Raw genomic sequence first — 21272 nt, 5'->3', positions numbered from 1 at the left:
CTGCAAGGGGCGCGGGGAACCGCGCGACAAGCCCACGACGGGCCGCAGTCGCCATCAATCCTGACCAGCAACGGCGCCAGGGCGCACGCGTGAAATACGTCAACGCCAGTCCTAGCGAGGATTCCGCCATGCCCAGCGAGTATTTCATCCCGGACCCCGAGGGTCACATCCCCACCGCCGAAGGCTACTTCGGCGCGTTCGGCGGCAAGTTCATCCCGGAGGCCCTCGTGGCCGCCGTGGACGAGGTCGCCGTCGAGTACGACAAGGCCAAGAGCGACCCCGAGTTCGCCCGCGAGCTCGACGACCTCATGGTCAACTACACCGGCCGCCCCAGCAGCCTCACCGAAGTGCCCCGCTTCGCCGAACACGCGGGCGGCGCCCGCGTCTTCCTCAAGCGCGAGGACCTCAACCACACCGGCTCGCACAAGATCAACAATGTGCTCGGCCAGGCCCTGCTCACCAAGCGCATGGGCAAGACCCGCGTCATCGCCGAGACCGGCGCCGGTCAGCACGGCGTCGCCACCGCGACCGCCTGCGCGCTCTTCGGCCTCGAATGCACCATCTACATGGGCGAGATCGACACCGAGCGCCAGGCCCTGAACGTCGCCCGGATGCGCATGCTCGGCGCCGAGGTCGTCGCCGTGAAGTCCGGCAGCCGCACCCTCAAGGACGCCATCAACGAGGCGTTCCGCGACTGGGTCGCCAACGTGGACCGCACCCACTACCTCTTCGGGACCGTGGCGGGACCGCACCCCTTCCCCGCCATGGTGCGCGACTTCCACCGCGTGATCGGCGTGGAGGCCAGGCGGCAGATCCTGGAGCGCGCCGGGCGGCTGCCCGACGCCGCCATCGCCTGTGTGGGCGGCGGCTCCAACGCCATCGGCCTCTTCCACGCGTTCATCCCGGACGCGGACGTCCGCCTCGTCGGCTGCGAGCCCGCGGGGCACGGCGTCGAGACGGGCGAGCACGCGGCCACGCTGACCGCGGGCGAGCCGGGCATCCTGCACGGCTCCCGTTCGTACGTACTCCAGGACGAGGAGGGCCAGATCACCGAGCCCTACTCGATCTCGGCCGGCCTCGACTACCCCGGCATCGGCCCCGAGCACGCCTACCTCAAGGACAGCGGGCGCGGCGAGTACCGGGCGGTCACCGACGACGCCGCCATGCAGGCGCTGCGGCTGCTCTCCAGGACCGAGGGCATCATCCCGGCCATCGAGAGCGCCCACGCGCTCGCCGGCGCCATCGAGGTCGGCAAGGAGCTCGGCAAGGACGGGCTGATCGTCATCAACCTGTCCGGGCGCGGCGACAAGGACATGGACACGGCCGCGCGGTACTTCGGCCTGTACGACACGGACGCCGCCGTAGCGGCGGACGGCACGCCCGCCACCGGTGCGGAGATCGAGGGGGACGCCAAGTGAGCGGCAACAAGCAGCTGTTGGACGACACCCTCGCGGCCGCCGGGGCCGAGGGACGCTCCGCGCTCATCGCCTATCTGCCCGCGGGGTTCCCGACGGTCGACGGCGGCATCGCGGCGGTCAAGGCGGCCTTCGAGGGCGGCGCCGACGTCGTCGAGGTCGGCCTGCCGCACAGCGACCCGGTGCTCGACGGCCCGGTCATCCAGACCGCCGACGACATCGCCCTGCGCGGCGGCCTCAAGATCCGCGACGTGATGCGCACCGTCCGCGAGGCGTACGAGGCGACCGGCAAGCCGGTGCTGATCATGACGTACTGGAACCCCATCGACCGCTACGGCGTGGAGCGCTTCACCGCCGAGCTGGCCGAGGCGGGCGGCGCCGGGTGCATCCTGCCCGACCTGCCGGTCCAGGAGTCCGCGCTGTGGCGGGAGCACGCCGAGAAGCACGGCCTCGCGACCGTCTTCGTCGTCGCGCCCAGCAGCAGGGACGAGCGGCTCGCCACGATCACGGCGGCGGGCTCCGGCTTCGTGTACGCGGCGTCGCTGATGGGCGTCACGGGCACCCGCGAGTCCGTCGGTGAGCAGGCGCAGGAGCTGGTGCGGCGCACCAAGGCCACCACCGAACTGCCCGTCTGCGTCGGCCTCGGCGTCTCCAACGCGCGCCAGGCCGCCCAGGTCGCGGGCTTCGCCGACGGAGTGATCGTCGGCTCCGCCTTCGTGCAGCGGATGCTGGACGCGAAGGACGAGGCCGCGGGGCTCGCCGCCGTGCGGGCGCTCGCCGGTGAACTCGCCGCCGGGGTCCGCGGCAAGGCGTAGCCGCCCGTGCGGGAGGCCCCTCCGCGGGCCTCACTCGTACGGGTGGACCTGGACCGGGGAGGCACGCTCGTGCCTCCCCGGTTCGTTGGCGGGGTGTGAGTGAGAAGAACCGTGAGGGAAAGCGAACGGCCCGCGAGCGGGTGGCCGAGGAGCGGCGGCGGCAGCGGGCGCGCGACAAGCAGCGCCGGGCGCTGATCGTGGGCGCCGCGGTGGTCGGCGTGCTCGGTCTCGCCGCCGTGGTGGGCCTGCTCGCCGCCGGCTCCGACGACGACAAGAGCGACACATCGGGTCCGGTGAGCGTCCCCAAGGGCGCGACGGGCAAGGATTCGCTGACGCTCCCGCTGGGCGACAAGAACGCGAAGTCGACGCTCACCATCTGGGAGGACTTCCGCTGCCCGGCCTGCAAGGGCTTCGAGGACACCTACCGCTCGACGATCCACGAGCTCGCCGACAAGGGGCAGCTCAAGGTCGAGTATCACCTGGCGACGCTCATCGACGGGAACATGGGCGGCAGCGGCTCGCTCCGCGCGGCCAATGCCGCGGGCTGCGCCCAGGACGCCGGGAAGTTCCCCGAGTACCACGACGTGCTGTTCAAGAACCAGCCCGCCGAGCAGGACGACGCCTTCGGGAACAACGACAAACTGATCGAGCTGGCCGGTGACGTCGAAGGCCTCGACATCGACACGTTCAAGAAGTGCGTCAAGGACGGCAAGCACGACAAGTGGGTCGCCAAGTCCCACAAGGCCTTCCAGGACGCGAAGCTTCAGGGCACCCCGACCGTGAAGCTCGACGGCAAGAACATCTTCGGCGACCAGCGGAATCCGCTCACCCCGGCGAAGCTGCGGCAACTGGTGCAGGAGGCGAACGGGAGTTAGGGCCCCCGGGCGGGCGCCAGGGCCCCCGGGCGGGCGCCTGTTATGGACCCGTAGCCGGGCTGGTTCCCGTCTGGGCCGCCGGGCACGGTAGCGTCGGTCCTGCCATGGACCTTGCCTTTATCCCCAGTCCCTCGCGCGGTGTGGTCGAACTCGGCCCCATTCCGCTGCGTGGCTACGCGTTCTGCATCATCATCGGCGTCTTCGTGGCCGTCTGGCTCGGCAACAAGCGGTGGGTCGCACGCGGAGGCCAGCCCGGCACCGTGGCCGACATCGCCGTGTGGGCCGTGCCGTTCGGCCTCGTCGGCGGGCGTCTCTACCACGTGATCACGGATTACCAGCTGTACTTCAGCGAGGGCCGTGACTGGGTGGACGCCTTCAAGATCTGGGAGGGCGGCCTCGGTATCTGGGGCGCGATCGCGCTCGGCGCGGTCGGCGCGTGGATCGGCTGTCGCAGGCGGGGCATCCCGCTGCCGGCCTGGGCCGACGCGCTGGCCCCGGGCATCGCCCTCGCCCAGGCGATCGGCCGCTGGGGCAACTGGTTCAACCAGGAGCTGTACGGCAAGGCCACGGATGTGCCCTGGGCGCTGAAGATCACGTCCTCGGAGGACGGCCGGGTCCCGGGCACCTACCACCCGACGTTCCTGTACGAGTCGCTGTGGTGCATCGGCGTCGCCCTGCTCGTCATCTGGGCCGACCGGCGCTTCAAGCTCGGGCACGGGCGGGCGTTCGCGCTGTACGTGGCCTCGTACTGTGCCGGGCGCGGCTGGATCGAGTACATGCGGGTGGACGACGCCCACCACGTCCTCGGCCTGCGTCTGAACGTGTGGACCGCGATCGTGGTCTTCCTGCTCGCGGTGGTCTACCTGGTCCTTTCGGCGCGGACGCGCCCGGGACGCGAGGAGATCGTCGAGCCTGTCGCCGCCTCCGACGGCGAGGGCGACGGGGTCTCCACGGGGGACTCGAAGCCCGCGAAGTCCGAGGTCGCCGCGGGTGCCGCGAAGCCGGCCAAGGGCAAGGAGCCCGAGGCGGAGTCGGCCTCGGCCGCGAAGTCGGAGCCGAAGTCGGGGCTGAAGACAAAGCCGGAGACAAAGCCGGAGTCGAAGCCGGAGACAAAGCCGGAGTCGAAGTCCGAGTCGGCCGAGAAGAGCTGACACGCGCTGGTCGTACGTCGACGGGGCCGCCGGATCGTGTGATCCGGCGGCCCCGTTCCGTCTCCGCGTGCGGGCTCATGCGCGGTCGGCCAGGGCCAGGACCCGCTGGGCGCCCTCCACCACCGCCCTGTCCACGAAACGGCCGCCCGGCAGGGCCTGGGCGCCCCCGTTCGTCGCCGCCGCTTCGATGATCTGTTCCGCCTGTTCGACCTCCGCGGGAGTCGGCAGATAGGCCCGCTCGATCACCGGGAGCTGGCGGGGATGGATCGCCGCGCGGCCGAGGAAACCGAGGTTGCGGCCCCGCGCGCAGGACGCGGCCAGGCCCGCCAGGTCGCGGATGTCGGGGTGGACCGACTGGGCGGGCGGCGCGAGACCCGCCGCACGCGCCGCCACCACCACGCGGGAGCGAGCCCAGTCCAGGCCCGCGTCCTCACGTACGCCCAGGTCCGCGTGGAGGTCGGCCTCGCCGAGGGAGATCCCGTGCAGGGCCGGGTGCGCGGAGGCGATGGCGAAGGCGTGTTCCAGGCCGAGCGCCGATTCGAGCAGGGCGTGCAGGATCGGCGCGCCGCCGTCGGACGGCACGGCACGGTCCGCGACCCGGACGACCTCGGCACGGGAGGTGACCTTGGGCAGCCGCAGCCCCGCGAGGCCGGGGAGCGGGGCGATCGTGCGGAGATCGGTCTCGGCGAAGGGGCCGTCCAGGGCGTTCACCCGGACATGGACGGGCACGGCGTGCGGCCGGGGTTCCGAGAGGAGCTCGGCGGTCGCCGCTCGCGCGTACTCCTTGCGGTCGGGGGCGACCGCGTCCTCCAGGTCGACGATCACCACGTCGGCGCCCGCGTGCAGGGCCTTGACCACCACATCGGGCCGGTCTCCGGGGACGTACAGCCAGGTCAGCGGGGATGGTGCGGTCACAGGGCGCCCTCCTTGCGCAGGGTGGAGATCTCCTCGGGCGACAGGCCGAGTTCGGTGAGGACGGCGTCGGTGTCCGCGCCGTGCGGCCGGCCCGCCCAGCCGATGCCGCCGGGGGTCTCGGAGAGCCGGAAGAGGACGTTCTGCATGCGCAGCGGCCCCAGCTCCGGGTCGTCGACGGTGGTGATCGTGGACAGGGCCGCGTACTGCGGGTCGGCCATGACGTCGCGCACGTCCTGAACGGGCGCGACCGCCGCCTCCGCCTTCTCGAAGGCGTCGATCACCTCGGCGCGGGTGTGCCGGGCGATCCAGGCGCCGACCGCCCCGTCGAGGACGTCCGCGTGGCGGGCCCGGTCCGCGCCCGTGCCGAACCACGGCTCGTCGATCAGTTCGGGGCGGCCGACCAGGCGCATCACGCGTTCGGCGATGGACTGCGCGGAGGTGGAGACGGCGACCCAGCCGCCGTCGGCGGTGCGGTAGGTGTTGCGCGGCGCGTTGTTCGTGGAGCGGTTGCCCGTGCGGGGCTGTACGTGTCCGAGCTGGTCGTACCAGAGCGGCTGCGGGCCGAGGACCGTGAGGATCGGCTCGATGATCGCCATGTCCACCACCTGGCCGCGCCCCGTGCGGTCGCGGGCGGCGAGCGCCGTCATCACCGCGTACGCGGTCGCGAGCCCCGCGATGGAGTCGGCGAGGCCGAAGGGCGGCAGCGTGGGCGGGCCCTGCGGGTCGCCGGTGATCGCGGCGAAGCCGCTCATCGCCTCGGCGAGGGTGCCGAAGCCGGGGCGGCGGGCGTAGGGGCCGAACTGGCCGAAGCCGGTGACGCGGGCGAGGACGAGCCGGGGGTTGGCGGCGCTCAGCTCCGCCCAGCCCAGGTCCCACTTCTCCAGGGTGCCGGGGCGGAAGTTCTCGACGATCACATCGGCGGTGGCGGCCAGGCGCAGGAGCGTCCCGCGGCCCCCGGGCGTCGACAGGTCGAGCGTCATCGTCCGCTTGTTGCGGCCGAGCAGCTTCCACCAGAGGCCGACGCCGTCCTTCGACGGGCCGTGGCCTCGGGAGGGGTCGGGGCGCGTGGGGTGCTCGACCTTGATGACCTCCGCGCCGAAGTCGCCGAGCATCGTCGCGGCGAGGGGCCCCGCGAAGAGGGTCGCCAGGTCGAGGACGCGCAGCCCGGTGAGCGGCGGCGTCATGAGGGAATGCCGTTCGGCGCGGTGTCCGCGGTGTCCGCGGTGTCCGCGGTGTCCGTCTGGGCGTCGATCTCTTTGCGGTACGGCATGGACGCCGAAGCCCCCGGCCGCTTCACCGAGAGCGCCGCGGCCGCCGACGCCCAGCCGAGCGCGTCCACCATGGGCCGCCCTTCGGCGAGCGCCACGGCCAGGGCCCCCGCGAAGGTGTCGCCCGCGCCGGTGGTGTCGACCGCCGTGGTCCGCCGGGCGGGGACCGTGACCGGTTCGGCGCCCCGGGTTGCGTACAGGCTGCCGCGCGAGCCGAGCGTGACGACGACCTCGGGGACGTGCGAGAGCAGCGAGAGCGCGGCGGCCCGCGGGTCGTCGCGGATGCCGGTGAGCGTGCGGGCCTCGTGCTCGTTGGGCAGCAGCAGGTCGGTCGCCGCGAGGAGCGCGTCCGGCAGCGGCTGGGCGGGGGCCGGGGTGAGGATCGTGCGCACCCCGTGGCCGCGGGCGGTCCGCGCGGCGGCGAGCACGCTGTCGACCGGGACTTCGAGCTGGAGCAGCAGGGCGTCGGCGGCGGCGATCAGGGCCTCGTCGCTCGCGGAGAGGGCGTCGACGGTGCCGTTGGCGCCGGGGATGACGACGATGGCGTTGCCGCCCTCGTCGTCGACGACGATGTGCGCGGTGCCCGACTGGGTGTCGACGGTGCGCAACAGGTCCGTGTCGACGCCGGACTGCGCGAGGGCGCACCGGAGCTGGGTGCCGTAGGAGTCGGTGCCGACCGCGCCGATCATCGAGACGGTGGCGCCCGCGCGGGCCGCCGCGACGGCCTGGTTGGCGCCCTTGCCGCCGGGGATCGTACGGAACTCACGGCCCGTCACGGTCTCGCCGCGCCGCGGGGCCCTGGCGACGTAGGTGACGAGGTCCATGTTGGCGCTGCCGAGGACGGCGATGTGGGGGGTGGGCGTCATGGGCGGGGTGCCTCCGGGGCGGTGGGTGCGGTGAGCGCGGCGGTGAGGTCCGCGAGAGTGTCGAAGCCGATGCCGTCGAAGTCGCCGACGGAGGTGGCGAGCCGGTTCTTCAGGGGCGCCGTCCAGTGCTCGGGGAGCGCGTCCGGGTGCCCGGCGAGCAGGCCCGCGACCGAGCCCGCGGTCGCGCCGTTGGAGTCGGTGTCCCAGCCGCCGGAGACCGCGCGGGTGATGGAGCCGCCGAAGTCCCCGTCGGCGTGGGTGAGGGCGGCGGCGACGAGCGCGGCGTTGGGGACCACGTGGACCCAGTGATAGTGGCCGTGGGTGGCGTGCAGGCGGTCCACCACGTCGTCGAAGTGCCGTGTGGCGGAGGCCAGTTGGACGGCGTCGCGCACGGCGCGGGCCAGGCGTGAGCGCGGCGGTACGGCGGCGAGGCCCGCCCGTAGGCACTGGTGGACGTCCGCGTGTCCGCCGGCCGCCGCGGCGATCGTGGCCGCGGCGAACTCCGCGCCGTGCACGCCGTTCGCCGTATGGCTCAACTCCGCGTCCCGCCGGGCCTGTTCGGCGGCGGCTCCGGGGTCGCCGGGGTTCGTCCAGCCGTGTACGTCGGCGCGGATCAGGGCGCCGATCCACTCGCGGAACGGATTGTGGTGGACGGCGGTGTGCGGCGGTTCGAAGCCCTGGAGGAGGTTGCGGTACGCGACGCGCTCGGCGGTGAAGGTGCGGCCCGCGGGAAGTTCGTCCAGCCAGAGCCGCGCCACGTCCGCGGTGGTGAAGTCCCTGCCGTGGCGCTGGATCAGGAGGAGGTGGAGAAGGGGGTAGTTGAGGTCGTCGTCCTCGGGCGTTCCGTCGATGTTCTCGGCGAGGGAGTTGGCCGCCGAACGCCTGTTCCAGGGGTACGCGGCCTTGAGCGCGGGCGGCAGGCCCCTCTCGGTGAACCAGCCGGTCAGCGGCCAGTTGCCGGTCGCCGCCGCGATCCTGCGGATGCCGTCGAGGGGCAGCTTCTCGACCGGCTTGCCGAGCACGCAGCCCGCGGCCCTGCCCAGCCAGGCGGCGTGCAGGCGGTCCCGCAGGCCGGGGGCGACGGCTGTTGCCGGTCCGGTGTCCGGCGGTCCTGCCGGCTGTTCCCCGGCCGGGTAGGGGAGCCGTGCCAGCTCGTCGAGGAGCCGCTCGGCCAGGGCCCGCAGGTGCGGCGGGGCCGGGAGCGGGGAGGCGCCCGCTCGGGCCGGCGCCGGATGGCCGCCCGCCGCGAGCCAGCGGGAGCGTACGGAGGAGGCGTCCCGCCCGTCCTCGTCCGCCTGCCGCAGCTCATGGCCGACCAGGTCCTCGGGCTGAACCCAGGTCACGCGACTCACGGGGCGACCGCCGACGGGGGAGCGGCCGGCGGAGTCGGGGTCGCCAGGGCGGAGAACGCTGCCTCGTGGGCGCGGCGACGACGTACGTCACGGGCGAAGATCTCCCGGGCGACCTCCGTGAGGGCCGCGGAGGGGGAGCGCAGGTCGACGCGGCTCGCCGCGGACACCGTCGCGGCCCACTCCGCGGGGACGGCGGCCTCGCCGTGCAGGGCGCCCACGAGCGCGCCGCTCATCGTCGCGATGGAGTCGCAGTCGCGGCCGTAGTTGACCGAGCCGAGGACCGTGCGGCGGTAGTCGGCCCCGCCGGTCACGAGCATGCCGAGGGCGATGGGCAGCTCCTCGACGGAGTGCAGCCGGGAGGGCCGGCGGGCGCCGAGGGACGGGGCGCGGTAGTCGGGGCCGACGGTGTCGAAGGGGGCGACGGCGGCGCGCAGAGGCCCGATGGCCGCCTCCACGTCATGGTGGCGCCCCGCCACGTCCACGACCGCCTCGATCGCGGCGCGCGTGCCGTCCCTGGCCAGGGTCAGGCACGCCTCGACCACCGAGGTCACCGTGGCGCCCGGCGCGCAGGCCGCCGCGACCGCCGCCGCGAAGACGCCCGCCGCCTCGCGGCCGTACGAGGACTGGTGGGCGCCCGCGATGTCCAGGGCCTCGGCGTAGGCGCGTTCGGGATCGGCCGCGTTGACCAGGCCGACCGGCGCCATGTACATCGCGGCCCCGCAGTTGACGATGTTGCCGGAACCGGCCTCGCGCGGGTCGACGTGCCCGTAGTGGAGGCGGGCGACGAGCCACTTCTCGGCGAGGAAGATCCGGTGCAGGGGGAGGGCGTCGGCCTCCAGTTCCGGGATCCAGCGCGGGGTCGTCATCAGGTCGGGCACCAGGTGGTCGGCGACCGCGTACGCGTCGAGGTGGTCCCGGACGGTGCCGTAGACCCGGATGAGCGCGTGCGTCATCAAGGTGTCGTCGGTGATGTGCCCGTCGCCCTTGTGGTACGGCGCGATGGGCCGGGCCGTGCGCCATCGGCGGCCGTCCCAGGGGCCGACGACGCCTTCGACGCGACCGCCGTGCCGCTCGGTGATCTGCTCGGGTGAGTACCCCTCGACGGGCCCGCCGAGCGCGTCGCCGACCGCCGCGCCGAGAAGGCTGCCGGTGATGCGGTCACCGAGAGTGCCGGGTGCGGGTGCGGGTGCGGGTGCGGGTGCGGGTGCGGAGGCGGGGTCGAGGTCGGGGGAGTCGGAGGGCGGGGCGTCGGCCGTGAGCTGGCTAGATCTGGGCGTCATGTCGGGATTGTCCACCTGGAGCGGCCAGTTCCGTGGCTGCCAGGTGCCCGGCGAGTTCCACCAGGTCCGTCCCCGCGAGGCGGGGCAGCGCACAGCCGGAGAGGGTCCGGCAGGCGTCGCGCCACGCCTCGGGGACCGCGGCCGCCGTGCCGAGCGCACCGGTCAGCGCCCCGGCCAGGGCGGGCGCCGAGTCGGCGACGCGGGACAGGCACGCGGCGGCGGGCACCGCCTCGCGGATGCGGCCACGGGCGGCGCTGGCCAGGGCGAGGGCCACCGGGACCGTCTCGGCGGCGGCGATCCCGTAGCTGTACACGTGGTCGACGATCTGATGTTCAAGCAGCGGTACGAGGTCGAAGGCGCACTCGGCGTCGCGGGCGAGCTTCACCGCGTGCCGGGCGTTGCGGCCGATCTCCGTGTGCTCGGGGAGCCGGTCGAGCGCGGCGTCCACGGAGGTGTCGACGTCGGCGCCGCCGAGGGCGGCCGCGATCGCCGCGGCCATCGCGCGGGCGCCGTGGGTGCCGTCGCCGTCCTGGGTGTAGCGGGCGTCGAACTCCGCCAGGGCGGCGGCCTGTTCGGGGTCGCCGGGGTGGACCAGGGCGAGCACGCAGGCCCGTACGCAGGCGGCGTCGTCGAAGAAGTGCGGGTTGTCGTGGCCGGTGGCGGGCGGGCGCAGGCCGGTGGCGAGGTTGCCGAGGCCCGCGCGCACGGAGATACGGGCGCGCAGGGGCAGCACCGCGGACTCCACCTCCGGGGCGCGGGCCGCGGCGGCGGCGACCTCGGCGGCCAGGGCCGACCACGCGAGGTCCAGCGCCGCGCGGACCCGGCGGTCCAGGGGCAGCGCGGGATCCAGCGTGCCGTCCGCGGCGCGGAGCAGTGACTCCGCGGTGAACGCCGCCCATTCGGCGTCGTCCGAGGGGCCGAGGCGGAGCGGCTCGGGGGGCTGGTTCAGGGCGATCGGTACGGGCAGGGTGGTCGTGGCGTTCTGCTCGGCGAAGGTGTCCAGCTCGCGGGTGAGCCGCCGGGTCCACTCCGGCATCCGGCTGGCCCGGTGCCGGGCGGCGGGCCACCCGGCGGCGTCCCCCGCGGCAAGGCCGAGGAGCAGCCCTTCGGTACGGGCGCCGGCGGCCCCGCCTCGACCCGTGCCGCTCGGCCCCGCCACCGCCCCCGTCGCCGCAAGCTGCCTGCCCACCCCGGCCGCGGGGTGAACGGGCGGACGGCCGGGAGAGATCCGCCGGGGCGCGGCGGGGTTGTCGGGGGTCATGCCGCCTCCCCCTCGGGCACGAGCAGATCGGCCACGTCCAACACGTGATGCCCCCGCATGGAGGGCAGACAGCTCCCCCGGGCCGCGCCGACCCCCGCGGCCCAGGCGGCGGGGATGGACGAGACCCCGCACGTGGCCCCGGCCAGCGCCCCCGCCACGGCCCCGGTGGTGTCCGCGTCCCGCCCCATGTTCACCGCGGCGAGCACCGCGCACCGGAAGTCCCCGCGCCCCGCCGCGTACGCGCCGAAGGCGAGCCCCACCGCCTCAGGGGCGAGGTCGGTCCAGGGATACCCCCCGATGACCACCGCGGAGCGCACCGCCCGCTCCCCCCGGTCGGCCACGGCCACCGCCCGACGCAGCGACCGCGAGGTCCAGCTGTCCGAAGGGATGGCGGAGAGCGCCGCCGCCACGACGGCGTCGACGCGGGCCCCGGCCATGGCCGCCGCGACACCCGCGGCGACCGCCTGGCCCCCGTAGATCCCCTCACCGTCATGGCTGACCGAGCCGTCGATGGCGATGAGCCGCGCCGCCTCCGCGGGGCGCCCCGCGGCGAAGACCCCGAAGGGGGCGGCCCGCATCGCGAGACCGTCGCTCCAGGCGTGCCGGTGCTGGGCGGAGATGGGCGCGGCGAGTCCCCGCCGCAGGTTCTCCAGCGTGCCGCGCTCGGAGAAGCCCGCACCCCGGAAGGGGACGTCGAGGTCGGCGATCCACTGGTGCCAGGCGGTCTCGACGTGGGCGACGGTCAGCGCAGACCCGTGCCGGGCGAGCAGCAGCCCGGAGAAGATCGCGTACTCCGTGTCGTCGGTGCCCGCCGGGTGCTCCGCGACGTAACCGGTGATGCGGCCCCAGCGGGCGCGGATCTCGGACGGTTTCATGTTCTCCGCGGGCGCGCCCAGCGCGTCACCGACCGCCAGGCCGAGGAGCGCGCCCCGCGCCCGCTCGCGGAGCTCTTCGGCGCCGCCGGGCGCCGGGACCGACGTAACGCATGCGGTGGATGCCATGCCGTGCCTCCCTGTCACGCGGACAACTGGACCGCGTGTTCCTGCATCCCTGCCACGTGAGCCGCTCACAGGAGCATGACGGGGCTCGGATCACCCCTTCGCCGCGCTCCGAACCGTGCGCCGAACCGCGCACAGGGGCCGCGCTCCGACCACCCCGCCGAAGCGCGTTTTCGCAGGTAAGTACGGCCTTCCTTGCTGGCGGGGGGCTTTTTTGGAGCGTACTTTCGACGTCGTCCAAACATTGAGGGGGTCCACACACCATGGCCATCATCGAGACCGAAGCGACGCTGCACGAGGCGCACCGCGACAACCACACACACCGTGACGTGAACGGCGGCTGGCTGCGCCCCGCCGTCTTCGGGGCGATGGACGGACTCGTGTCCAACCTGGCGCTGATGACCGGTGTCGCGGGCGGGTCCGTCGCCCATCAGACCATCGTCATCACCGGCCTCGCCGGTCTCGCGGCCGGTGCCTTCTCCATGGCGGCGGGCGAGTACACCTCCGTCGCCTCCCAGCGCGAGCTGGTCGAGGCCGAGCTGGACATCGAGCGGATGGAGCTGCGCAAGCACCCCAAGGACGAGGAGAAGGAGCTCGCCGCGCTGTACGCGTCGCGCGGCGTCGAGCCGGAGCTGGCCCGCGAGGTCGCCCGGCAGCTCTCCGCGGACCCCGAGCAGGCCCTGGAGATACACGCCCGCGAAGAGCTCGGCATCGACCCCGGGGACCTGCCGTCGCCGGCCGTGGCCGCGGTGTCCTCCTTCGGCGCCTTCGCGCTCGGCGCGCTGCTCCCCGTACTGCCGTATCTGCTCGGTGCCACCGCGCTCTGGCCCGCCCTGCTGCTCGCCCTGATCGGGCTCTTCGCCTGCGGTGCCGTGGTCGCCAAGGTGACCGCGCGGTCCTGGTGGTTCAGCGGTCTGCGGCAGCTCGCGCTCGGCGGCGCGGCGGCCGGTGTGACGTACGTCCTGGGCACTCTGTTCGGTACGGCCGTAGGATGAGCGCTCGCAGGGCTATACAGGTTGTTGCATAAGTAACCGTTAATCGGCGGTTTCGACTCTGTGACCAGCGGGCATGAGCCGTAAGCGCTGCGGGCAATGAGGCCTGTGTCGCTTTGGGCCGCCGGCCATCGATCTGTCCGCCGCGCCCCCTCCGTTCCGCCCCACCTGCGCGGCCGGTGTCCACATGGTGGAATGAAGTATCCGCTTTTCGAGAAGCGTTCCATCATGTAACCTGCACGAAATTTCGCCAGGGCCAAAGTCGTCCCTCGCCTCACGTACCCCCAGAGCCCGCTAGGCCTGGGAGGTCCCCCAGCCTCGACGACGACGGGAGTGCCGATGCGTACCCACGCCTGGTCGCCCATGGATGGTCGCCCCGCCCCCCAGGGCATGTACGACCCCCGTAACGAACACGACGCCTGCGGTGTCGGGTTCGTGGCCACCCTCACCGGTGTTGCCAGCCATGAGCTGGTCGAACAGGCGCTGACGGTACTGCGCAACCTCGAACACCGCGGCGCCACCGGCTCCGAGCCCGACTCCGGTGACGGCGCGGGCATCCTGCTCCAGGTCCCGGACGCGTTCCTGCGGGAAGTGGCCGGATTCGAACTGCCCGCGGCCGGTGCCTATGCGGTAGGCATCGCCTTCCTGCCCGTCGACACCGCGGGCACCACTGACGCCGCCGTCTCACAGATCGAGACGATCGCCTCGGAAGAGGGCCTCACCGTCCTCGGCTGGCGCGACGTTCCCGTCGCCCCCGAGCTGCTCGGCGCCACCGCCCGCTCGACGATGCCCGTCTTCCGGCAGATCTTCGTGGCCGACGGCGAGAACAGCGGCCTGGCCCTGGACCGCAAGGCGTTCATGCTGCGCAAGCGCGCCGAGCGCGAGGCCGGGACCTACTTCCCCTCGCTCTCCGCCCGCACGATCGTCTACAAGGGCATGCTGACCACCGGCCAGCTGGAGCCGTTCTTCCCCGACCTGTCGGACCGCCGCTTCGCCACCGCCGTCGCGCTCGTCCACTCCCGCTTCTCGACGAACACGTTCCCGAGCTGGCCGCTCGCGCACCCGTACCGCTTCGTCGCGCACAACGGCGAGATCAACACCGTCAAGGGCAACCGCAACTGGATGCGGGCCCGCGAGTCCCAGCTCGCCTCCGACCTGTTCGGCGGCGACCGCGACGACAAGGACCTCGCGCGCGTCTTCCCGATCTGTACGCCCGACGCCTCCGACTCGGCGTCCTTCGACGAGGTGCTCGAACTCCTGCACCTCGGCGGACGCTCCCTCCCGCACTCCGTCCTGATGATGATCCCCGAGGCCTGGGAGAACCACGCCTCGATGGAACCGGCACGGCGCGCCTTCTACCAGTTCCACTCCACGATGATGGAGCCCTGGGACGGCCCCGCCTGCGTCACCTTCACCGACGGCGTCCAGGTCGGCGCCGTGCTCGACCGCAACGGTCTGCGCCCCGGCCGCTACTGGGTCACCGACGACGGCCTCGTCGTCCTCGGCTCCGAGGTCGGCGTCCTCGACATCGACCCGGCCAAGGTCGTCCGCAAGGGCCGCCTCCAGCCCGGCCGCATGTTCCTCGTCGACACCGCCGAGCACCGCATCGTCGAGGACGACGAGATCAAGGCGGGCCTCGCCGCCGAGAAGCCGTACCAGGAGTGGCTGGAGGCCGGCGAGATCGAGCTCTCCGACCTGCCCGAGCGCGAGCACATCGTGCACACGCACGCCTCCGTCACGCGCCGCCAGCAGACCTTCGGCTACACCGAGGAAGAGCTGCGCATCATCATCGCCCCGATGGCCAAGACCGGCGGCGAGCCGCTCGGCTCCATGGGCACGGACACCCCCATCGCGGCCCTCTCCGAGCGCCCGCGGCTGATCTTCGACTACTTCACGCAGCTCTTCGCGCAGGTCACCAACCCGCCGCTCGACGCCATCCGTGAAGAGCTCGTCACCTCCCTGCACAGCTCGCTCGGCCCGCAGGGCAACCTGCTCGAACCGACGGCCGCGTCGTGCCGCAGCGTCACGCTGCCCTTCCCGGTCATCGACAACGACGAGCTGGCCAAGCTCATACACATCAACGCCGACGGCGACATGCCCGGCATGACGGCCGTCACCCTCTCCGGCCTCTACCGCGTCGGCGACGGCGGCCAGGCACTCGCCGCCCGCATCGACGAGATCTGCTCCGAGGCCGACGCCGCCATCGAGGCCGGCGCCCGCCTGATCGTGCTCTCCGACCGGCACTCCGACGCCGAGCACGCGCCGATCCCCTCGCTGCTGCTCACCTCCGCCGTCCACCACCACCTCATCCGCACCAAGCAGCGCACCCAGGTGGGGCTGCTCGTGGAGGCGGGCGACGTGCGCGAGGTCCACCACGTGGCCCTCCTCATCGGCTACGGCGCCGCGGCCGTCAACCCGTACCTGGCGATGGAGTCCGTCGAGGACCTCGTCCGCGCGGGCACGTTCCTGCCCGGCATCGAGGCCGAGCAGGCCATCCGCAACCTGATCTACGCGCTCGGCAAGGGCGTCCTGAAGGTCATGTCCAAGATGGGCATCTCCACCGTCGCCTCCTACCGCGGCGCCCAGGTCTTCGAGGCCGTCGGCCTTGAGCGGTCCTTCGTCGAGCGGTACTTCAGCGGTACGACGACGAAGATCGGCGGCGCCGGTCTCGACGTCATCGCCCAGGAGGTCGCCGCCCGGCACGCCAAGGCCTACCCGGCCTCCGGCGTCCCCTCGGCACACCGCGCCCTCGACATCGGCGGCGAGTACCAGTGGCGCCGCGAGGGCGAACCGCACCTGTTCGACCCCGAGACGGTCTTCCGCCTCCAGCACTCCACGCGCAACCGCCGCTACGACGTCTTCAAGCAGTACACGGACCGCGTGAACGAGCAGTCCGAGCGCCTGATGACGCTGCGCGGCCTGTTCAACTTCACGTCGGACCGCCCGTCGGTCCCCCTCGACGAGGTCGAGCCCGCCTCCGAGATCGTCAAGCGGTTCTCCACCGGCGCCATGTCGTACGGCTCGATCTCCAGCGAGGCGCACGAGACGCTCGCCATCGCCATGAACCAGCTCGGCGGCAAGTCCAACACCGGCGAGGGCGGCGAGGACGCGGACCGCCTGTACGACCCGGCGCGCCGCTCGTCCATCAAGCAGGTCGCCTCCGGCCGCTTCGGCGTGACCAGCGAGTACCTCGTCAACGCCGACGACATCCAGATCAAGATGGCGCAGGGCGCCAAGCCCGGCGAGGGCGGCCAGCTACCGGGACACAAGGTCTACCCGTGGGTCGCCAAGACGCGTCACTCGACGCCCGGCGTCGGCCTCATCTCGCCGCCGCCCCACCACGACATCTACTCCATCGAGGACCTCGCCCAGCTGATCCACGACCTGAAGAACGCGAACCCGCAGGCGCGGATTCACGTCAAGCTGGTCTCCGAGGTCGGCGTCGGCACGGTCGCCGCGGGCGTCTCCAAGGCCCACGCGGACGTCGTCCTCATCTCCGGCCACGACGGCGGTACGGGCGCGTCCCCGCTGACCTCGCTCAAGCACGCGGGCGGCCCCTGGGAGCTCGGCCTCGCCGAGACCCAGCAGACCCTGCTGCTCAACGGCCTGCGCGACCGCATCGTCGTACAGACCGACGGGCAGCTCAAGACCGGCCGCGACGTCATCATCGCCGCGCTGCTCGGCGCCGAGGAGTTCGGTTTCGCGACCGCGCCGCTCGTCGTCTCCGGCTGCGTCATGATGCGCGTCTGCCACCTGGACACCTGCCCGGTCGGCATCGCCACGCAGAACCCGGCGCTGCGCGAGCGCTTCACCGGCAAGGCCGAGTACATCGTCAACTTCTTCGAGTTCATCGCCGAAGAGGTCCGCGAGCTCCTCGCCGAGCTGGGCTTCCGCTCCATCGAGGAGGCCGTCGGCCACGCCGAGTTCCTCGACACCGAGAAGGCCGTCACGCACTGGAAGGCGCAGGGCCTGGACCTGGCACCGCTCTTCCACGTGCCGGCCCTGCCCGCCGGTGCCGTGCGCCACCAGATCGCCGCCCAGGACCACGGCCTGGAGAAGGCGCTCGACAACGAGCTGATCAAGCTCTCCGCCGACGCGCTCTCGGCCGCCGGCGCCACCGACGCGCAGCCCGTCCGCGCCCAGGTCGCCATCCGCAACATCAACCGCACGGTCGGCACCATGCTCGGCCACGAGGTGACGAAGAAGTTCGGCGGCGCGGGCCTGCCCGACGACACCATCGACATCACGTTCACCGGCTCGGCGGGCCAGTCCTTCGGCGCCTTCGTCCCGCGCGGCGTCACGCTGCGCCTGGAGGGCGACGCCAACGACTACGTCGGCAAGGGCCTGTCCGGCGGCCGCATCATCGTCCGCCCGGACCGCGGCGCCGACCACCTCGCCGAGTACTCCACGATCGCCGGCAACACCATCGCGTACGGCGCGACCGGCGGCGAGCTCTTCCTGCGGGGCCGCACCGGCGAGCGCTTCTGCGTCCGCAACTCCGGTGCCACGGTCGTCTCGGAGGGCGTGGGCGACCACGGCTGCGAGTACATGACCGGCGGCCACGCGGTCGTCCTCGGCGAGACCGGACGCAACTTCGCGGCCGGCATGTCCGGCGGCATCGCGTACGTCATCGACCTCGACCGCGACAACGTCAACGCCGGCAACCTCGCGGCCGTCGAACCCCTTGACGAGGCCGACAAGCAGTGGCTGCACGACGTCGTGCGCCGCCATGCCGAGGAGACCGGTTCGACGGTGGCCGAGAAGCTCCTCGCCGAGTGGTCCGTCTCCGTGGACCGCTTCAGCAGGATCATCCCCAGTACGTACAAGGCAGTGCTCGCCGCCAAGGACGCCGCCGAGCGAGCCGGTCTCTCCGAGACCGAGATCACCGAGAAGATGATGGAGGCGGCGACCAATGGCTGATCCCAAGGGATTCCTCAACCACGGCCGCGAGGTCGCGCAGACCCGCCCGGTCGGCGAGCGTGTCCAGGACTGGAACGAGGTCTACGTTCCCGGTTCGCTCCTCCCGATCATCTCCAAGCAGGCCTCGCGCTGCATGGACTGCGGCATCCCGTTCTGCCACAACGGCTGTCCGCTCGGGAACCTCATCCCGGAGTGGAACGACTACGCCTACCGCGAGGACTGGTCGGCCGCGCAGGAGCGCCTGCACGCCACCAACAACTTCCCGGAGTTCACGGGCCGCCTCTGCCCGGCCCCGTGCGAGTCGGCGTGCGTGCTCGGCATCAACCAGCCGCCCGTGACCATCAAGAACGTCGAGGTCTCGATCATCGACCAGGCGTGGGACCGCGGCGACGTCGCGCCCCAGGCCCCGGAGCGGCTCTCCGGCAAGACCGTCGCGGTCATCGGCTCGGGCCCCGCGGGCCTCGCCGCCGCCCAGCAGCTCACCCGGGCCGGCCACACCGTCGCCGTCTACGAGCGCGCCGACCGCATCGGCGGCCTGCTGCGCTACGGCATCCCCGAGTTCAAGATGGAGAAGCGGCACATCAACCGCCGCATCGAGCAGATGCGGGCGGAGGGCACCAAGTTCCGCACCGGCGTGGAGATCGGCCGTGACATCGACGCGGCGAAGCTGCGCAAGCGCTACGACGCCGTGGTCATCGCCGCGGGATCCACCATTTCCCGCGACCTCCCCGTGCCGGGCCGCGACCTGAACGGCATCCACTTCGCCATGGAGTACCTGCCGCTCGCCAACAAGGTCCAGGAGGGCGACTTCGTGGCGCCCCCCATCACCGCCGAGGGCAAGCACGTCGTGGTCATCGGCGGCGGCGACACCGGCGCGGACTGCGTGGGCACGGCCCACCGCCAGGGCGCGGCCTCCGTGACCCAGTTGGAGATCATGCCGAAGCCGGGCGAGGAGCGTGCCGCGCACCAGCCGTGGCCGACCTTCCCGATGCTGTACAAGGTCACCTCCGCGCACGAGGAGGGCGGCGAGCGGGTCTACGCCGTCAACACGACCCACTTCGAGGGCGACGAGGACGGCAACGTCCAGTTCCTGCACATGGTCGAGGTCGAGTTCATCGAGGGCAAGCTGACCCCGAAGCCGGGCACCGAGCGCAAGATCCCCGCCCAGCTCGTCACCCTCGCGATGGGCTTCACCGGCACGGACCGGGAGAACGGCCTGGTGGACCAGTTCGCCCTGGAGCTCGACGAGCGCGGCAACGTCGCACGCGACGCCGAGTTCCAGACGAACGTCCCCGGCGTCTTCGTCGCGGGCGACGCGGGCCGCGGCCAGTCGCTCATCGTCTGGGCGATCGCCGAGGGCCGTTCGGCGGCACGCGGAGTCGACCGCTTCCTCACCGGCGCGAGCGACCTGCCCGCCCCGATCCGCCCGACGGACCGGGCCCTGACGGTCTGACCCCACCCGTTCCGCCTGATTCCCCCAGTACGTCCCGTACAACGGAGTACGGAACTGAAGCGGCGCCCGCCTCGTCCCCGACCGGACCTGGGCGGGCGCCGTGGCGTGTGCGGACGGCGATATCCCGCTGATTGCGCGAAAATCCCGCCGACACGCCGTATTTCGCGGGACTTTTCCGCGATGCCGCAGTTCAGTGAGTACGTGACCGCGAGCCCGACGTGTGCGGTTGCGGGGGGCGCAACACTCGTTGCGCATTGCGCTGGCCGCAATGCGCATTACGGTTCGGCAGCAGCCCCCGATGGGTCTAGACCGCCTGGAGTCCGTGTGGCAACAATCACTCCACGACGGACAGCGCAGGAAACAGCACTACTCACTAGGGGGCCGGCATGAAGCGACGTGTCATCGCGGCTGGTTGTATCGCCATGAGTCTCGGACTGACCGCCACGGCGTGCGGCGGCGATGACGGCGACACGGGCGGCAGCGCCACGGACGGCAAGGGCAAGACGCTGACCGTGTGGATCATGGAGGGGACCAACCCCGACGCCCGCCCGTTCTTCAAGGAGGCCGGAGAAGCCTTCGAGAAGAAGACCGGCGCCAAGATCAAGGTCGAGTACCAGCAGTGGGCCACGGCCCAGAAGAAGTTCACCACCGCCATCGAGGGCGGCGCCGAGCAGGTGCCCGACGTGGCGGAGGTCGGCACCACCTGGGTGCCGCAGTTCGCCGAGATGGACGCCCTCGTCGACGTCACCGACGACGTGAAGAAGTCCGGCCTCGGTGACGACCTCGTCGAGGGCCTCAAGGACGCGGGCACGCTCGACGGCAAGCAGTACGGCATGCCGTGGTACGCGGGCGTGCGCTCCATCGTCTACCGCAAGGACATCTTCGAGAAGCACGACCTGAAGCCCCCGACCACCTGGAAGGAGCTCAGGTCGGTCGCCACGACGCTGAAGAAGAAGGAGCCGAAGCTGGTCTCCTTCCCCGTCGCGGGCGGCGCCGAGATGTTCGCGGCCCCCTTCGTCTGGGGCGCCGGCGGCGAGCTGGCCACCGAGTCCGGCGGCAAGTGGAAGTCGGGCATCAACTCGCCCGAGGCGGTCAAGGGCATCGAGTTCTACACGGACCTCGCCACCAAGGACAAGGTCTCCCCGGCCAAGGTCAACACCTGGACCGAGAAGGAGGTCGGCGACGCCTGGAACAAGAGCGAGATCGCCATGGCCATCGGCGGCAACTGGACCCCGAAGGCCATCACCGACGCCAACCCCGACCTCAAGGGCAAGCTCGGCGCGGTGCCGATCCCGGGCGAGAACGGCGGCATGAGCAAGTCCTTCCTCGGCGGCTCCTACCTGTCCACGTTCGACACGGACAAGAAGGCCCTCGCCTGGGAGTTCGTGAAGATGCTGACCACCGGCGAGTTCGCCGCCAAGTGGGCCGGCCAGACCAACTACTTCCCCGGCCAGAACTCCGAGCTGAAGAAGATCGCGGCGAAGAAGGACCCGCTGGTCGAGCCGTTCGCCAAGCAGATGCTCGAAGCGGGCGCGACGGTCCCCAAGACCAAGGCCTACGGTGAGATCCAGGCCTCCAAGGTCATCCCCCGTATGGTCCAGTCGATCCTGACCGGCAAGGCCTCCGTCCAGGAAGCCGCCGACAAGGCCGCCGAGGACATGGACGCGATCTTCGCCAAGGACAAGTGAGCGAGGCCGAGTTCGGCACTGTG

General features: G+C 72.2%; 14 protein-coding genes and 1 pseudogene. 8 read left to right on the top strand and 7 right to left on the bottom strand.

What is annotated here, in order from left to right; genetic code table 11:
• Positions 1-128: 128 nt before the first annotated feature.
• The 4 genes and pseudogenes from trpB to lgt all read left to right on the top strand — a co-directional run.
• The gene (gene trpB, locus ACRAKF_RS11225; protein WP_447036806.1) at positions 129-1418 is read left to right on the top strand and encodes a tryptophan synthase subunit beta; all 1290 of its coding nucleotides are present in this window, start codon (positions 129-131) and stop codon (positions 1416-1418) included.
• Positions 1415-2230, top strand: a complete 816-nt coding sequence (gene trpA, locus ACRAKF_RS11220) for a tryptophan synthase subunit alpha (RefSeq protein WP_447036805.1) — start codon at positions 1415-1417, stop codon at positions 2228-2230. The genes trpB and trpA overlap by 4 nt, the downstream gene beginning before the upstream one ends.
• Positions 2231-2325: 95 nt before the next feature.
• Positions 2326-3105, top strand: a complete 780-nt coding sequence (locus ACRAKF_RS11215) for a DsbA family protein (RefSeq protein WP_447036804.1) — start codon at positions 2326-2328, stop codon at positions 3103-3105.
• A gap of 104 nt (positions 3106-3209) precedes the next feature.
• Positions 3210-4228 (top strand): annotated as a pseudogene (gene lgt, locus ACRAKF_RS11210) (prolipoprotein diacylglyceryl transferase); the annotation flags it as partial.
• A 103-nt stretch (positions 4229-4331) separates the two neighbouring features.
• Here the strand turns inward: lgt and ACRAKF_RS11205 are convergent.
• Genes ACRAKF_RS11205 through ACRAKF_RS11175 form a run of 7 tightly spaced genes read right to left on the bottom strand, consistent with a single transcriptional unit; the run spans position 4332 to position 12199 of the window.
• A complete protein-coding gene (locus ACRAKF_RS11205; protein WP_447036803.1) occupies positions 4332-5171 on the bottom strand; it encodes an HpcH/HpaI aldolase/citrate lyase family protein in 840 nt (279 codons plus the stop codon).
• A complete protein-coding gene (locus ACRAKF_RS11200; RefSeq protein WP_447036802.1) occupies positions 5168-6355 on the bottom strand; it encodes a CaiB/BaiF CoA transferase family protein in 1188 nt (395 codons plus the stop codon). The genes ACRAKF_RS11205 and ACRAKF_RS11200 overlap by 4 nt, the downstream gene beginning before the upstream one ends.
• Entirely contained in the window at positions 6352-7305 is a 954-nt protein-coding gene (gene rbsK / locus ACRAKF_RS11195; protein WP_447036801.1) for a ribokinase, read from the bottom strand. Before rbsK ends, ACRAKF_RS11200 begins: the two co-directional genes overlap by 4 nt.
• On the bottom strand, positions 7302-8657 hold the full coding sequence (locus ACRAKF_RS11190; RefSeq protein ID WP_447036800.1) for an ADP-ribosylglycohydrolase family protein: 1356 nt from the start codon (positions 8655-8657) through the stop codon (positions 7302-7304). The genes rbsK and ACRAKF_RS11190 overlap by 4 nt, the downstream gene beginning before the upstream one ends.
• Entirely contained in the window at positions 8654-9937 is a 1284-nt protein-coding gene (locus ACRAKF_RS11185) for an ADP-ribosylglycohydrolase family protein (protein ID WP_447036799.1), read from the bottom strand. Before ACRAKF_RS11185 ends, ACRAKF_RS11190 begins: the two co-directional genes overlap by 4 nt.
• Positions 9921-11198 carry an ADP-ribosylglycohydrolase family protein gene (locus ACRAKF_RS11180; protein WP_447036798.1) on the bottom strand — a complete coding sequence of 426 codons (1278 nt, stop codon included), beginning with the start codon at positions 11196-11198 and terminating at the stop codon, positions 9921-9923. The genes ACRAKF_RS11185 and ACRAKF_RS11180 overlap by 17 nt, the downstream gene beginning before the upstream one ends.
• Positions 11195-12199 (bottom strand): ADP-ribosylglycohydrolase family protein, encoded by a 1005-nt coding sequence (locus tag ACRAKF_RS11175; RefSeq protein WP_447036797.1) that lies wholly within the window; start codon positions 12197-12199, stop codon positions 11195-11197. The genes ACRAKF_RS11180 and ACRAKF_RS11175 overlap by 4 nt, the downstream gene beginning before the upstream one ends.
• Before the next feature lie 260 nt (positions 12200-12459).
• Here ACRAKF_RS11175 and ACRAKF_RS11170 point away from each other — a divergent pair, with 260 nt between their 5' ends.
• The 4 genes from ACRAKF_RS11170 (at position 12460) to ACRAKF_RS11155 (ending at position 21249) form a co-directional block, all read left to right on the top strand.
• Entirely contained in the window at positions 12460-13191 is a 732-nt protein-coding gene (locus ACRAKF_RS11170; RefSeq protein WP_447036796.1) for a VIT1/CCC1 transporter family protein, read from the top strand.
• Between the two features lie 336 nt (positions 13192-13527).
• Positions 13528-18108, top strand: coding sequence for a glutamate synthase large subunit (gene gltB / locus ACRAKF_RS11165; protein WP_447036795.1), 4581 nt, complete (start codon positions 13528-13530; stop codon positions 18106-18108).
• Complete coding sequence (locus ACRAKF_RS11160; protein ID WP_447036794.1) at positions 18101-19561, top strand: glutamate synthase subunit beta; 1461 nt, start codon at positions 18101-18103, stop codon at positions 19559-19561. Before gltB ends, ACRAKF_RS11160 begins: the two co-directional genes overlap by 8 nt.
• Positions 19562-19983: 422 nt before the next feature.
• Positions 19984-21249, top strand: coding sequence for a sugar ABC transporter substrate-binding protein (locus tag ACRAKF_RS11155; protein ID WP_447036793.1), 1266 nt, complete (start codon positions 19984-19986; stop codon positions 21247-21249).
• The last annotated feature ends 23 nt before the right edge of the window (positions 21250-21272 follow it).

It is taken from the genome of Streptomyces sp. DSM 118878 (genome assembly GCF_052936595.1).
Note: the sequence above shows the minus strand (reverse complement) of the source record. Positions and strands in the feature narration are given on the sequence as shown.